Source organism: Streptomyces lanatus, assembly GCF_014655715.1.
In the GTDB taxonomy this organism is placed as follows: Bacteria; Actinomycetota; Actinomycetes; order Streptomycetales; family Streptomycetaceae; genus Streptomyces; species Streptomyces lanatus.
Map to the genome: position 1 here is coordinate 1 of NZ_BNBM01000024.1, position 12,874 is coordinate 12,874.

Consider the following 12,874-nt stretch of genomic DNA (forward strand, 5'->3'; position numbering starts at 1 on the left):
TGGAGGTCTCCTAGATACGAGAGACCCACCTGTCAATAACGTCCGTCAGTTTTAGACCTAGGGCGTGCCCGGCGGATCATGCCGGCGTCGCGGGGCCTGGCACGCACTCCCCCACTGCCTGAAGGGCGTGGGGGGACCCCCAGCCGCGTTGTCGTCACTCGCCGCCTCCCCCACGCTCGAACAACCTCGCGCGGGGGGACCCCCATCGCGTCGGCTCCCTCCTCCGCCTTGCAGCTGCACGCACCAGACCCCGCTCACCAGCGTTGATGAGGCTCCGTTCCTTGCAGCCGCCCTGATCCGCCGGACAGGCCCTAGGCGTGCCCGAGCCGGAAGCCGACTCCCCGTACCGTCACCACCCAGCGGCTGGAGCCGAGCTTGTTGCGCAGACTGCTCACATGGGTGTCGAGCGTGCGGCCGGGCCGTGACCAGGGGTCGTCCCAGACCTGCATCATCAGCTGGCGGCGGGAGATGACCTTGTCCGGCTGGGAGGCCAGCAGGTGCAGCAGGTCGAACTCCTTACGGGTCACATCGATGTGCCGCCCGCCGAGACTGACCTCGCGCGTGCCCGCGTCGATCCGCAGCAGGCCGCGGACGATGACCTGCGGGCGGGGCTGCTGCGGACGGGCCCGGCGCATGACGGCCTCGATACGGGCCATCAGCTCCAGAAAGCTGTACGGCTTCGCCAGGTAGTCGTCCGATCCGGCCTGCAGACCCAGCACTCGTTCGAGTTCGGAGTCCCGGGCCGTGACGATGATGATCGGGGTGTCGCAGACGGCGCGGATGCTCCGGCAGATCTCCAGGCCGTCCAGGTCGGGCAGTTCGAGGTCGAGGAGGATCAGGTCGCAATTGTGGTGCGCCTGCAGTGCCTTGGCGCCGGTGGCCACGCTCTCGGCCTGGCAGCCGTGCCGCCGCAGCCGCTGCACCAGGCTCATGGCGGTCTTCGGGTCGCTCTCGACCACGAGAACCCGGACAGCGGCCCGCCGTGGACGGGCCGCGCCGGCGCCCGCCGGCTCCCGCGCCTCGGCGGACAGCGATGTCAACTGGTCCTGATAGGCGGTCAGCTCGGTTATGTGTGGGTTGAGTAAGGCGATGGGCTGCTGCGTCATCTGCTGCTCCTGCACATCCGCGATACGGACAGTCATCCCCGGTAGAGCTTTTGGCCCGATCACGATAAAAACCAGCTCGCCGGTTTGTCAACGACTCCCAAAATGTGCAAAGTTCGGCCAGGAAACGCGGTGTTTACGCCATATTCTCGATCCAGTGCGCTACCCAGCCCCACCTGGGCACCTCCGTATACAAACCAGTGCGCTGGTTTAATTGGGCCATCTCGCAGACATACAACGTCTGCTTCGTCTTCCCCTGCCGGCCTCGGCGCCGCAGGAGCAGTTCCCCGACTGGAGCCACCGGTGACCAAACAGGAACGGGGCACCCGCACCCGCCACATGCTGATCCGTTCGGCGGCCGAGGTGTTCGAACAGCACGGGTACGAGCGGACCCGCCTGGCCGACGTCAGTGCGCACGCCGGTGTCAGCACCGGCGCCCTGCACTTCCACTTCAAGAGCAAGGCGGCCCTGGCCGACGCCGTGGAGTCGGCGGCCTCCCGTTCCCTGCATCACGCGGCGAGCAGCGTCGGCCGCCATCCGGTGAGCGCACTGCAGACGCTCACCGACATCTCACACATCTTCGCCCTCCTCCTCGACCGTGACGTGGTGGTGCGCGCCGGGGTCCAACTGGGCTGCGACACCGTCCGGGACCCCACCCTGAACTTCCATCGGGAGTGGCAGGACTGTGTACGACGCCTGCTGGACCGTGCCGCGGCCGAGGGCAGCCTCGCCGACGACGTGTCCCAGCAGGATGTGACGACGACCGTGGTCGGGGCGACCATGGGCTTTCTGTCCATGCGCCGGGAGGGCGGCGAGTGGCTGACACACCGTTCGCTCACCGGGTTCTGGCGGCTGCTCCTGCCCCGTGTGGCCACTCCCCCGCTCCTCGGCTCGCTGGCCCCGGAGGGCACGCGCTCCGTGGCGGGCGCCTTTCCGTCCACGGCCCGGACCGTGCCGGAGCGTCAGCCGCAGTAGCCCCGGGGCGGACCGCCTCGCCGGGCTCACGGCCGCAGGATCACCTTGCCCATGGTGCGCCGGGCCAGCAGGTCCGCATGGGCCCGCCCCGCCTCGGCCAGCGGATACTCGGCGCCGGCGACCGGCCGCAGCCGCCCCTGCCCGGTCAGCGAGAACAGCTCCTGGAGCGGCTCGGTGAAGCCGCCGGGCCGGGCCAGCACAGGGCGCAGCCAGAAGCCGACGACCGAGGCGCCGAGCCGGCTGAGCCGCGCGGGGTCCAGCGGAGTGAACCCGGCGCGGGAGGCGTTGCCGTAGGTCACCAGGCGGCCCGACACCGCGAGGGAGCCGAGGCCCTCGTCGAAGAGCCGGCCGCCGACCGCGTCGAGGACGACGTCGACCGGCTTGTCCAGCGGATACTCGACCACCGCGTCGGCTCCGAGGCCCAGGGCGAGTTCCCGCTTGGCGGAGGTGGAGACCTCGGCCCCGACCCACGACGCCCCGAACTCCCGGGCCAGCTGCACCGCGAGGCTGCCGACGCCGCCCGCCGCGGAGTGGACGACGACGCTCTCGCCGGGCTGCAGCCGGGCCGCGGTGCGCAGCAGATGCCAGGCGGTCAGCCCCTGCATGAGCAGGGCCAGCACCTGGCCCGCGGGCAGCTCCTCGGGTACGTCGATCGTCTTCGTGTCGTCGGCCAGGGCGAGTTCGGCGTAACCGCCCCGGGTCAGGGCCGCCACCCTGCGGCCGTCGGCGGTCCGGCCGACCACCTCTCGGCCCGGCACATACGGCAGCTGGTCCGCGCCCTCGTAGGAGCCTTCGGCCTGGAGGGCGTCGGCGAAGTTGACGCCCGCGGCCTCGACGGTGATCAGCGACTGGCCGGGGCCGGGGACCGGCTCGGGCACCTGTCGCGGTGTCAGCACCTCGGGACCGCCGAAGCGGTCGACCTGAATGGCACGCATGGTCAGTGAACTCCGTTCGTTCGGCAAAGGCCCGGTAACCCGCGTGTCATGAACTCTTCCAGGACGACCTGCAAGACTGCGAGGCATGATCACATCGGGTGGACTGTTACTTGGGAAAGTGGTTCTGATCACAGGGGCGAGCAGCGGCATAGGTGCCGCGGCCGCTGCCGTCTTCGCCCGTGAGGGCGCCTCGGTCGTGCTCGCCGCACGCCGGGAGGACAGACTCGCGGCCCTCACCGCCGAGTTGACCGGCAAGGGCTTCGACGCGGCATACGTCGTAGCCGATGTCACACGCGCCGACGACATGCGCGAAGCGGTCGCCTTCACCGTGGACCGGCACGGCCGGCTCGACGGGGCGTTCAACAACGCCGGCATAGGCGGCGACCAGACCCCCTTGCACGAGATGCAGGACGACATCTACGACTCCGTCATCGACACCAACGTCCGCGGACTGTGGAACTGCATGCGGGCCGAGATCGCGGCCATGCTGGCGAGCGGCGGCGGCGCCGTAGTGAACAACAGCAGCGTCGGCGGCCTGGTGGCCATACCGACCGCCGCGCCCTATGTCGCCGCCAAGCACGCGGTGGTCGGTTTCACCCGGGCCGCCGCCGACGAGTACGCGCGTCAGGGCATCCGGGTGAACTGCGTGGCCCCGGGCTCGACCCGCAGCGAGATCACCGCCGACTGGTACGGCCGCAACCCCGGCCTGGAGGAGGCGATCCACGCGATCACCCCCCAGGGCCGTACGGCGGCCCCCGAGGAGATCGCCGAGGCCGCGACCTGGCTGCTCAGCGACCGCGCGTCGTATGTCACCGGCGTGGTGATGCCGGTGGACGGCGGTTTCGTCAACCGTTGATGCGAGAGGGGAAGCCGCCCGGTTCACGGACGGCTTCCCTGCCGCGCCCCCGAGGGGCTACTCACCGACCAGACCGACCCTGAACGCCGTGGCCCCCCGCTGCACACCCGTGACCTCGACCCGCGTACGACCGTCGTCGGCCGACGAGTCGACCACCGCCTCGATCCAGCAGGGCGCGTCGAACTCTATGTACCGGTCGTACCAACTGGTCACCTCGACCGGCGTGAACACCGCGGGCCGCATGAGCCCCTGTGCCGCCTGGCATGCCCCCTCGATCAACGCCAGCGCGGGCACATGGTCGACGGGATGGTCGTAGAGGACCTTGTTGTCGACGTCGGTGCGCAGCTGCCACCGGCCCGGCAGGTCGGTGGCGGCGAGCACCACGCATGAGGTGTCCGCACGTCCCACGGTGTGCGCCTCGACGGGCGCGGGGAGGGGGACGGGGAACCGGCCCCAGGGAACGTCCAGATACTCCCCCCGCAGCCGGCGGTACACCGCGGGAGCTATCCAGCTGAAGGAGACCACGGACGTGGCGACGGTCTGCTTCTCGTGCAGCAGGGTGAGTTCCATCCGCATCGAGCGGCGGCCCGTACTTCGACACGAGACCTTGACAAGAAGGTCAACCGGTCGGTTTTTGAGAGCACGAAAACCGGGAGCGAGGGAGAAATCCATTCGCTCCATCAATGTCTGATGCGACAACGGAACCGACCGTTCCGCGTGCGCTATGACCAGGCAGCTCTGCCGGATCGTCTGGGTGAGCAGCAGCGGATCGGGTAACCCCTGCTCCGCCGCAGGCCAACGCGCGCCTACCGAGTACTGGTCGTCACCGTCCTTGGACCAGCCGGTGACCAGGACGGATTCCTCCCGATGCAGGTGGACGTACTCTTTGGGAACGCCCTTCCCCTGGGCCTCGTCAACATGATCGCAACCAGGCAGCAAAATATTTGACATAAATCCCCCTCTGTCTGGCGACAACTGCTCCGACCCTCGTTAAGATACCGGCTTGCCGGTCTTTTTTAAAGAAATGATTGATTGCGGTGAGGAGAACAGCCGTGGCACGACAGGAGCGGGCGATCAGGACCCGCGGCGTCATCTTGGAGGCCGCCGCGACGGTCTTCGATGAACTCGGCTACGAAGCCGCGACCATCTCAGAGATCCTGAAGCGGGCCGGTGTGACCAAGGGAGCCTTCTACTTCCACTTCCCGTCCAAGGAGGACCTGGCCTGGGGGCTGCTCGACCAGGCGGTGACGACCGAAGGCGTCCGGCCGCAGCCGATCAAGCTCCAGGAGGTGGTGGACACGATGCTGATCATGGCGCACCGGCTGCCCCGGGAGCCCGTGTTCAGCTCCGCGCTGCGGCTGTCGGTGGACCGCAACTCGCAACGCCTGTTCGGTACGCGCTGGCCGGACTGGATCTCGCTGCTGACCTCCCTGCTGGGTGAGGCGAAGGAGCGCGGCGAGATCTACCCGTATCTCGACGAGACGACGACCGCCCGGCTGCTCCTGTCCGCCTGGACCGGGGTCCAGATCGTGTCCGAAGGGCTGCCGGAGGAGCACGACCTGTCGACCGAGGTCTCGCGAATGCTCCAGCTGATGCTGCCGAGCATCGCCGTGCCCACGGTACTGAGCCAACTGGAGGTCTTCGCCGACCGAGGCGCCCGCCTCCTCGCCGCCGCCCTGCCGGACACCGAAGCGGACGACACCACGGTCGAGAAGAACGCCGCCACCACCGCCGGCTGAGACCCCGACCATGCCACCGGACGGCGAGCCCGTCGCGCCCGCCCGGCTGACCACCACGCCCGGTACGGTCGCGGCCGGTTGAGGCCCCGTCCACTCCGGCCCCACCGCCGTACGGCTACCGCCGGGCCGCTGCCCGGCGGCCCGGCCGTGTCCTGCGGGCGGCGGCGGTGCCCAAGCGCACACGGAGCCCCGGCCGTTCCTCACCTGATGCGGGTGGAGGAGGCCGGGGAGCACCGACAGGACCACCGCCACCCGCGGCTCAGGCCTCATCCGCTCCGGCCCCACCGCCGTACGGCAGCCGCCGGGCCGCTGTCCGGCGGGCGGGTGCGATGCCCGTGCGCACCGCGAGCCCTGGCCGCTGCTCACTTGACCCGGGCGGCGGCCGGGGCGGGTTCGTCGGACGGGGAGTCCGTCGTGTCCGCGCGGCTGAGGACCAGGAGGATCACCGCCACGGCCGGTACGGTCGCCGCGACCAGGAAGCCGGTGATGGCCGAGGTGGCCTGGATGAGCGGGCCGATCAGCAGTGGGGAGGCGAACTGGCCGGCGAAGGTGGCGGTGCCCGACAGGGAGGTGGCCTTGCCGCGGATCTCCGCGGGCACTCCCTCGCCGACCAGCACCGTGGTCACCGGGAAGAACACGCCCTGGCCGAGGCCGAACAGCAGTGGTGCCAGGAACAGCAGCGGCGCGTTGGGCGCCACGGCCAGCAGCAGGAACCCGGCCACCCACAGCGACAGCGATCCGCGCAGCAGCACGCTGTAGGCGAGGCGGGCCCGCATCGAGGCGTAGGCGAGGCCGATCAGGCTCATCGCGGCGGACATGCCCACGGTGTAGAAGGAGACCAGCAGCGGGTCCTCGACGCCGACCTCGGCCAGCCGCTGGGGGAGGAAGACCACCAGCACGTACAGCAGCAGAGAGCCACAGAACTGCAGCGCGTACCAGACCAGCAGGAGCCGGTGTTCGCGCAGCATGGCCCAGACGCCGGGCGCCGGTCCGCCCGCGCGGCCGGAGCTGGCCGGTGCGGTGCGGGGCAGCATCAGGGCGGTGGCGATGCCGAGGGGCACACCGACCAGGTAGATCCCGAACGGCAGATGCCAGGAGATCCCGCCGATCGCCCCGGCCAGCAGCGGCCAGAGGACTCCGCCCAGACTGGTGGCCGTACCGCGCCAGCCCATCGCGCGGTCCTGCGCCGGCCCCCGGTACATGTTCAGCAGGGCCACGGTGGTGCCCGAGAAGACCAGGGCCGCTCCGGCGCCGAAGACGGCACGGGTGGCTATGAGCGCCGGATAACTGTCGACGAGGAGCCCGGCACCGCCGGCCACCCCGTACAGCACCAACCCGCCCGCCAGCGGCAGCCGTACGCCCCAGCGGTCCAGCATCCATCCGGCCAGCGGACTGGTGACGGCGATGGCGAGGCTGTGGGTGGTGATGATGAGGCCGCCGGCGGTGCCGCCGACCCCGAGGTCACCGCGGATGACCTGGATGACCGGCGCGAGGATGGAGCCCGCCATCACCGTCAGGGTCGAGGCGAAGAGGAGCAGCGGCAGCGTCCCGGGGCGGATCGCCGCCGGTGCCGGTTCCTGTGCGAGCGCGCTCATCGGGTGGCCTGCAGAACGGGGCCGCCGACTCCACCGGTGTGCGTCAGACCGTGGTTGGTCAGGTTCAGCGCGCGGGAGTTGAAGGACATGAAGGGCTGGATCAGTCCGTCGACGAAGACCAGGAAGGCCAGGGTCCCGATGCCGACCGGGCCGCCGAGCAGCCAGCCGAGGGTGAGCAGTACGGCTTCGACGCCGACCTTGGCACCCCAGAAGGGCACCTTCCAGCGCTGGTTGAGGGTGATCACGATGAGGTCCATGGCGCGGATGCCGGTGCCGCTCATGATGATCAGGGCGGAGCCGTAGGCGCACAGCACGACCGCGACACACAGGGACGGCACGGAGGCGATCCAGCTCAGGTCGGCCAGCAGTAACAGGTCGATGAGGCTGCCGCAGAGAAGGAAGGTGACGAACGGCATCAGGACCGGGCGCCGGCGGTTCCACACCGACCAGATGGCGATGCACACGGCCGCGACGAGCGCCTGGACCACGCCGATGGTGAGCGGGAGGTGCTCCAGCACGCCCAGCGAGAGGACGTCCAGGGGGTCCACGCCGAGTTCGGAGTGGATGAACAGGGTGGCGCCGGACGCGAAGACCACGCATCCGGTCAGATAGAGGGCGTAGCGGTACAGGCGCTCGCGCAGGTCACCGGGGAGCGGGCGGCGGGCGGTCGCTTGGGTGGTCACTGACTTGGACATGATGAGGCTCCTCGACAAAGACCCCTGCGGACCGTCCGGCAGACGACGGGGGATGACGGAGCGGACGGCCCGCAGGGGAGTTTCGGGTTGGAGACGGCTTCGGTCAGGCGTTGACGAAGATCAGCTGGTTGCCCTCGGGGTCGGTGATCTCGAAGCGCTCGCCCGTCTTGTGCGGAACGATGCCGGTCGGGCCCAGGTCGCCGATCTCCTTGTGGGCGGCGGGGATGTCCACCTCGGTGAAGGCGATGGCGTTGGGCTGGTCGCCCTTCTGGATGATCAGCTCGCCGTCGTGGCCGGTGTCGAAGACGACCGAGACCCCGGGGTACTCCTCGCGGATCCTCAGACCGAGCCGGTCGCGGTAGAAGGCGACCATCGTGTCCAGGTCGTCGCAGTAGATCTTGATCACGGTCAGCTTGCCGAACATCGCGTGTTCCCTTTCATGAGCGCCCCTCAGCAGGGGATCCGACGCTTGGCGGGGCATCGCCCGACCGAGAAGGAAACTACACGGTGCAGTGCAGAAAGTAAACCGCTGAGTGCAAAAGGGCCGGGTCTGTAAACTAAACGGTATAGTTTCGCCCGAGACACACAGGCGCCCCGAACATCAGCGCGATCGAACAAGGCCAGCGCGGTCGAAGGAGTGAACCACCATGACGGCCCCCACCCCGACCCGAACAGGACGGCCCGCGAAACGCACGGCGATCGACTGCGCCGCCCGCGCCGTCTTCGGCCGCGAGGGATACACGCGCGCCAGCATGGACAGCATCGCCGCGGAGGCGGGCGTCTCCAAGCGCACGATCTACAACCACTACCAGGACAAGGAGCAACTCCTGCTGAGCGTCCTCCAGGAGAGCACGCACGCACTCTCGGCCCACCAGCAGGAACTCATCGACCGCCACCTGTCCGACCCCGCCGACCTGAGAGCCGGACTCCTGGCACTGGGCCGCGCCCTCGCCGCCCCGCAGAGCGGGTTCGAGCAGCACTTCGCCCTGGTGCGGGTCATCTTCGCGGAGGCGTCCCGGCTGCCCGCCGAGGTCATCGGCGGCTGGCGCGCCGAGGGCCCGCGGCGCACCCAGGCCCTGCTCGCCGAGCACTTCACCACCCTGACGCAGGCCGGCCGGCTCCGCGCGGACGACCCCGCGCAGGCCGCCGCCCACTTCACCCAGCTCGCCATGTCCGAGGCCTACGAGCGCTCCTTCCACGGCGCTCTCCCGCTGCCGTCGACCGAGCTGGACGAGCTGGTCGCCTCCGGCGTGAACGCGTTCCTGCGGCTGTACGAAGCGGTCGACTGACCGACGTCGCGCCTCCGCCCTCGTAGCACGGGGAAGACTTTTTGCTCCGCACGGTGTAGTTTACTTTCTGTCGGGGCACTCGCCGCTCCGTCCGGCCGCAAGCCGTCTCTCCCGGAGGTAGCGCATGACCAGCCAGCCCCTGTCCGTCGCCGTCATCATCGGCAGCGCACGCGGCGGACGCCTCGGTGACAAGGTCGGCCACTGGTTCGCCAAGCAGGCCCAGGCACGCGACGACATGACGGTCGATGTGATCGACGTCCTGGAGCACCCGTTGCCGGTCGCCCTGCCCGCGATGAACGAGGAGCCGGCCGACCACGTACGGACCGTCAAGGACGCCCTGTCCGCCCGGCTGACGGCCGCCGACGCCTTCATCGTCGTCACCCCCGAGTACAACCACTCCTACCCCGCCTCCCTGAAGAACGTCATCGACTGGCACCTGCGGGAGTGGGCCGCCAAGCCGGTCGGCCTCGTGTCCTACGGTGGCATGGGCGGCGGTCTGCGTGCCGCCGAGCACCTGCGCCAGGTCTTCGCCGAGGTGCACGCGATGACCGTGCGCGAGATGGTCAGCCTGCACAACCCCTGGGGTTCCTTCACCCACGCCGACGACGCCCCGGAGGGCGCGGACGCCGCCGCGAAGAAGCTCCTCGACCAGGTGGCCTGGTGGGGCCGCGCACTGCGCACCGCACGCGACGAGCAGCCCTACGCCCTCTGACCCGAACGGGCCGTGCCCGATGAGCACCGAGCCCCCCGCCGAGGCAGACGCCCTGCCGCCGGACCGCGTGGAACGCGACGGCGGCAGGGCGTTTTTGACGGTGGGCCGACCGCCGCGACCCCGCTGTCGCACCCGCCCGCCCAAGTCGGGGTCAGCGATGGACGGTTCGGCTGGCGTGGGCAGCTCCCACCAGGCACTTCGGGCAGTGTTCGCGGAGCGGCTGCGGGAGGGCGACAGCCACGCGGCCCTGACCGCCGCAGACACCGCTCACGACCAGGCGCTGGCCGCCGGGCTCTCTGAGCTGTGCGGGCCTTGCGCGGTTCGAGCTCGGCGAGTTCGCCGCGCTGCGGGCCGGCCTCGCCCGGATCGCCGCCGGTGATCGACTCTCGGGTGACCCGTTCCAGCAGGAGCTCGCCCTGACCGCCCACCGGCTCGGGGAGATGGCCGCCCGGGACGGCGACACCGACGAGGCCGTACGCCACCTGGAGCGGGCCCGTGACACCGGCGACGCGGCCTTCGGCCCCCGGGCCACCCGGCTGCCGGCCCGCCCGACCGGATGAACCGGCCTCGGCACACCGTCGGCTAGGGCCGCGCAGGCTTGCCATCCCCATACAGCCACTCGTCCCAGATCGCGGTGAAGTCCTCGTCCGGGGCCGTCTTCTCCACGTACCTCGTGAAGTCCTCGGTGTCCGCGTTGCCATGGCGGTGGGTGGCGGCCCAGCCCTGGACGATGTCGTAGAAGGTGTCGTCGCCGACCTTCTGGCGGATCTTGTGCAGGACCATCGCGCCGCGCTCGTAGACCGGCGCGTCGGAGATGTGCGCGGCGCTCGTGGGCTCGGCGGGCGGGAAGGACCAGAGGTCCTCCTCGTCGTCCTCGCCGTGGGCGTAGAGGTGGTCGAAGGTCTTCTGGGCGCTGTCGCCGCCGTCGTCCTCCTCCCACAGCCATTCCGCGTACGTGGCGAAGGCCTCGTTCAGCCACATGTCCCGCCAGCTCTTCGGTGTCACGGAGTTGCCGAACCACTGGTGGGCCAGCTCGTGGACGAGGAGTTCGGTGCTGGGGGCGCCCGGGAAGACGGGCCGGTTCTGGGTCTCCAGGGCGTATCCGGCGTCGTCCTCGTCGGCGACGATCGCGCCGGTGGAGGAGAAGGGGTAGGGGCCGAAGTTGTACTCCGCCCACTCCATGATCTCGGGCAGCCGGGCGAGCACCTTGCGGGCGGGGCCCGACTGGGAGCGGGTCACGGCCGTGTAGACGGGGAGATCGGCAGCCGTCGTGGAGCGGGCGATGTCGTAGTCGCCGATGGCGAGAGTCGCGACGTAACTCGCCATGGGTTCCGCCGTCCGCCAGTGGAACGTCGTACGGCCGCCCCTCGTGCCGTGGTCCGTCAACTCGCCGTTGGAGACGGCCTCCAGGCCCTCCGGCACGATCACCGAGATGTCGTACGTCGCCTTGTCCGAGGGGTGGTGGTTGCCGGGGAACCACGCCATGGACCCGGTGGGCTCACCGAGCGCGAGCGCGCCGTCGGTGCGGGGCAGCCAGCCCTCCTCGGAGCCGTCGGGGTCGGTGAGGGTCTGCGGGGTGCCGGAGTAGCGGACGGTGATCCGGAAGGTCTCGCCCTCGTCGAGGTCGTCGTGCGGTCGGACCACCAGTTCCTGGCCGTTGCGGCTGAAGCGGGCGCGCTCGCCCTCCACCGAGACCCGCTCGACGTCCATCCCCTTCAGGTCGAGGTCGAAGGCGGAGAGGTCCTTCTCGGCGCGGGCGGTGATCTCGGCGGTACCGGTGAGGTGGCGGTCGTCGGGGTCGTAGGCGAGGTCGAGGGCGTAGTGGTCGACGTCGTAGCCGCCGTTGCCGGCCTTGGGGAAGTACGGGTCGCGCACACCGGCCCCGCCGGGGGTGCCCTCGACGCCGCCGCACGCGGTGAGGACGAGCAGGGCAGAGGTGACGGTCAGGGCAACGGGCGCGAATCGGGACACGCCAGCGATCCTATGAGACGGGCACGCCGAGTGATCCTATGAATTCGGCCGTGACACCATCCCTACGTGCTCGACATCGGCTACGCCCTCTCCAACCGCTTCCCGGACCCTCCGCAGACGGACTACCGCCGCGCGGACGTCCACGCCCTGCGCCATGACCTGTTCTGCGGTGACGTCTATCTCGCCGACACCAAGGCGGACCGGGAACTGTCCACAGCCTGGGGATGGGTGCCGGTGCTCGACTTCGCCTGGGCGTTGTGCGACATCGCCGAGCGGCTGGACCGGGACCCGGCCGGCTCCCGCGCCTCGCGCCCCCAGCACGCGGAACTGGACTTCACCGAGTCCACCGACCGCATGCTCTTCGAGCGCCGCTTCGGCTGGGTGGACATCGAGGCGGACTGGATGCCGGCCGAGGAGCCCCCGCTGTCCTTCGCGCACTCCGAACTGCGCCGCGAGGCCCGCGACTTCCTGCACGACCTGCTCGCCGACCTGGTCGACCTGCACGACGACCTGGGCGAGAACCCGGCGATCTGGACGCTCCAGGCCCGCTACCCCCGGATGACCTGAGCGGACGCGAACCGCCGACTCCCGAGGCCGTCCCAGGCCCTGAGAGCCGGCGTCACGGGCGCCGAGCCGCGGCTCAGCCCGCGGAGATCGGGCCCAGCGGGATGTCCTCGACCGACAGGCTGACGGACTTCACGGAGCCGCCGGTCAGGATCGGCAGACCGTTCGGGCCGGGCGCGAACGACGCGGTCAGGCCCTCCACGGAGCCGCTGACGGACAGACCGCCCGCGACGCCGTCGAGCTCGGCGTCGGCTATCTCACGGGTCTCGATGCGAGAGATGCTGCTCATGCTGATGAGCGTCCTTCTTCTCTAGTGGGAACGGTCGCGGCGCGTGGCGGCGCACCGCGTGACGGGAAGCCATGCGTGAACTCCCGCCCCGACCAGGATCGAAGCACGCCCAGGTAGGGACCGGCACCTCGAACGCCCACCCTCTACGCGC

At 70.1% G+C, this 12,874-nt stretch carries 14 protein-coding genes; 6 read left to right on the forward strand and 8 right to left on the reverse strand.

Annotated features, from left to right (window positions below; all coding sequences use genetic code 11):
- Positions 1–311: 311 nt before the first annotated feature.
- Positions 312–1,106, reverse strand: a complete 795-nt coding sequence (locus IE325_RS41025) for a response regulator transcription factor (protein WP_190075286.1) — start codon at positions 1,104–1,106, stop codon at positions 312–314.
- A gap of 300 nt (positions 1,107–1,406) precedes the next feature.
- On the opposite strand from IE325_RS41025, the gene IE325_RS41030 reads away from it, so the two are divergent.
- The gene (locus tag IE325_RS41030) at positions 1,407–2,078 is read left to right on the forward strand and encodes a ScbR family autoregulator-binding transcription factor (protein ID WP_190075287.1); all 672 of its coding nucleotides are present in this window, start codon (positions 1,407–1,409) and stop codon (positions 2,076–2,078) included.
- Between the two features lie 26 nt (positions 2,079–2,104).
- Here IE325_RS41030 and IE325_RS41035 read toward each other — a convergent pair whose 3' ends face one another.
- Entirely contained in the window at positions 2,105–3,013 is a 909-nt protein-coding gene (locus IE325_RS41035) for a quinone oxidoreductase family protein (protein WP_190075288.1), read from the reverse strand.
- Positions 3,014–3,098: 85 nt separating this feature from the next.
- On the opposite strand from IE325_RS41035, the gene IE325_RS41040 reads away from it, so the two are divergent.
- The gene (locus tag IE325_RS41040) at positions 3,099–3,869 is read left to right on the forward strand and encodes an SDR family NAD(P)-dependent oxidoreductase (protein WP_190075289.1); all 771 of its coding nucleotides are present in this window, start codon (positions 3,099–3,101) and stop codon (positions 3,867–3,869) included.
- 57 nt (positions 3,870–3,926) lie between these two features.
- Here the strand turns inward: IE325_RS41040 and IE325_RS46765 are convergent, their stop codons facing one another.
- Positions 3,927–4,820 (reverse strand): ScbA/BarX family gamma-butyrolactone biosynthesis protein, encoded by an 894-nt coding sequence (locus IE325_RS46765; protein ID WP_190075424.1) that lies wholly within the window; start codon positions 4,818–4,820, stop codon positions 3,927–3,929.
- 101 nt (positions 4,821–4,921) lie between these two features.
- On the opposite strand from IE325_RS46765, the gene IE325_RS41050 reads away from it, so the two are divergent.
- Complete coding sequence (locus IE325_RS41050) at positions 4,922–5,608, forward strand: ScbR family autoregulator-binding transcription factor (RefSeq protein WP_190075290.1); 687 nt, start codon at positions 4,922–4,924, stop codon at positions 5,606–5,608.
- A 362-nt stretch (positions 5,609–5,970) separates the two neighbouring features.
- Here the strand turns inward: IE325_RS41050 and IE325_RS41055 are convergent, their stop codons facing one another.
- The 3 genes from IE325_RS41055 to IE325_RS41065 all read right to left on the reverse strand — a co-directional run bounded on the left by IE325_RS41055 (position 5,971) and on the right by IE325_RS41065 (position 8,322).
- The gene (locus tag IE325_RS41055; RefSeq protein WP_190075291.1) at positions 5,971–7,203 is read right to left on the reverse strand and encodes an MFS transporter; all 1,233 of its coding nucleotides are present in this window, start codon (positions 7,201–7,203) and stop codon (positions 5,971–5,973) included.
- A complete protein-coding gene (locus IE325_RS41060; RefSeq protein ID WP_229912420.1) occupies positions 7,200–7,898 on the reverse strand; it encodes a YczE/YyaS/YitT family protein in 699 nt (232 codons plus the stop codon). The genes IE325_RS41055 and IE325_RS41060 overlap by 4 nt, the downstream gene beginning before the upstream one ends.
- Before the next feature lie 103 nt (positions 7,899–8,001).
- Positions 8,002–8,322, reverse strand: coding sequence for a VOC family protein (locus tag IE325_RS41065; protein WP_190075292.1), 321 nt, complete (start codon positions 8,320–8,322; stop codon positions 8,002–8,004).
- Positions 8,323–8,545: 223 nt separating this feature from the next.
- On the opposite strand from IE325_RS41065, the gene IE325_RS41070 reads away from it, so the two are divergent.
- Both IE325_RS41070 and IE325_RS41075 read left to right on the forward strand, forming a co-directional pair.
- A complete protein-coding gene (locus IE325_RS41070) occupies positions 8,546–9,187 on the forward strand; it encodes a TetR/AcrR family transcriptional regulator (protein ID WP_190075293.1) in 642 nt (213 codons plus the stop codon).
- A 124-nt stretch (positions 9,188–9,311) separates the two neighbouring features.
- Positions 9,312–9,899 carry an NADPH-dependent FMN reductase gene (locus IE325_RS41075; protein WP_190075294.1) on the forward strand — a complete coding sequence of 196 codons (588 nt, stop codon included), beginning with the start codon at positions 9,312–9,314 and terminating at the stop codon, positions 9,897–9,899.
- Positions 9,900–10,481: 582 nt separating this feature from the next.
- Here the strand turns inward: IE325_RS41075 and IE325_RS41080 are convergent.
- Positions 10,482–11,870 (reverse strand): M1 family metallopeptidase, encoded by a 1,389-nt coding sequence (locus IE325_RS41080; protein ID WP_190075295.1) that lies wholly within the window; start codon positions 11,868–11,870, stop codon positions 10,482–10,484.
- A 66-nt stretch (positions 11,871–11,936) separates the two neighbouring features.
- On the opposite strand from IE325_RS41080, the gene IE325_RS41085 reads away from it, so the two are divergent.
- Positions 11,937–12,437, forward strand: a complete 501-nt coding sequence (locus tag IE325_RS41085; RefSeq protein WP_190075296.1) for a hypothetical protein — start codon at positions 11,937–11,939, stop codon at positions 12,435–12,437.
- A gap of 73 nt (positions 12,438–12,510) precedes the next feature.
- Here the strand turns inward: IE325_RS41085 and IE325_RS41090 are convergent, their stop codons facing one another.
- Entirely contained in the window at positions 12,511–12,723 is a 213-nt protein-coding gene (locus IE325_RS41090; RefSeq protein ID WP_190075297.1) for a hypothetical protein, read from the reverse strand.
- Between the last annotated feature and the right edge of the window lie 151 nt (positions 12,724–12,874).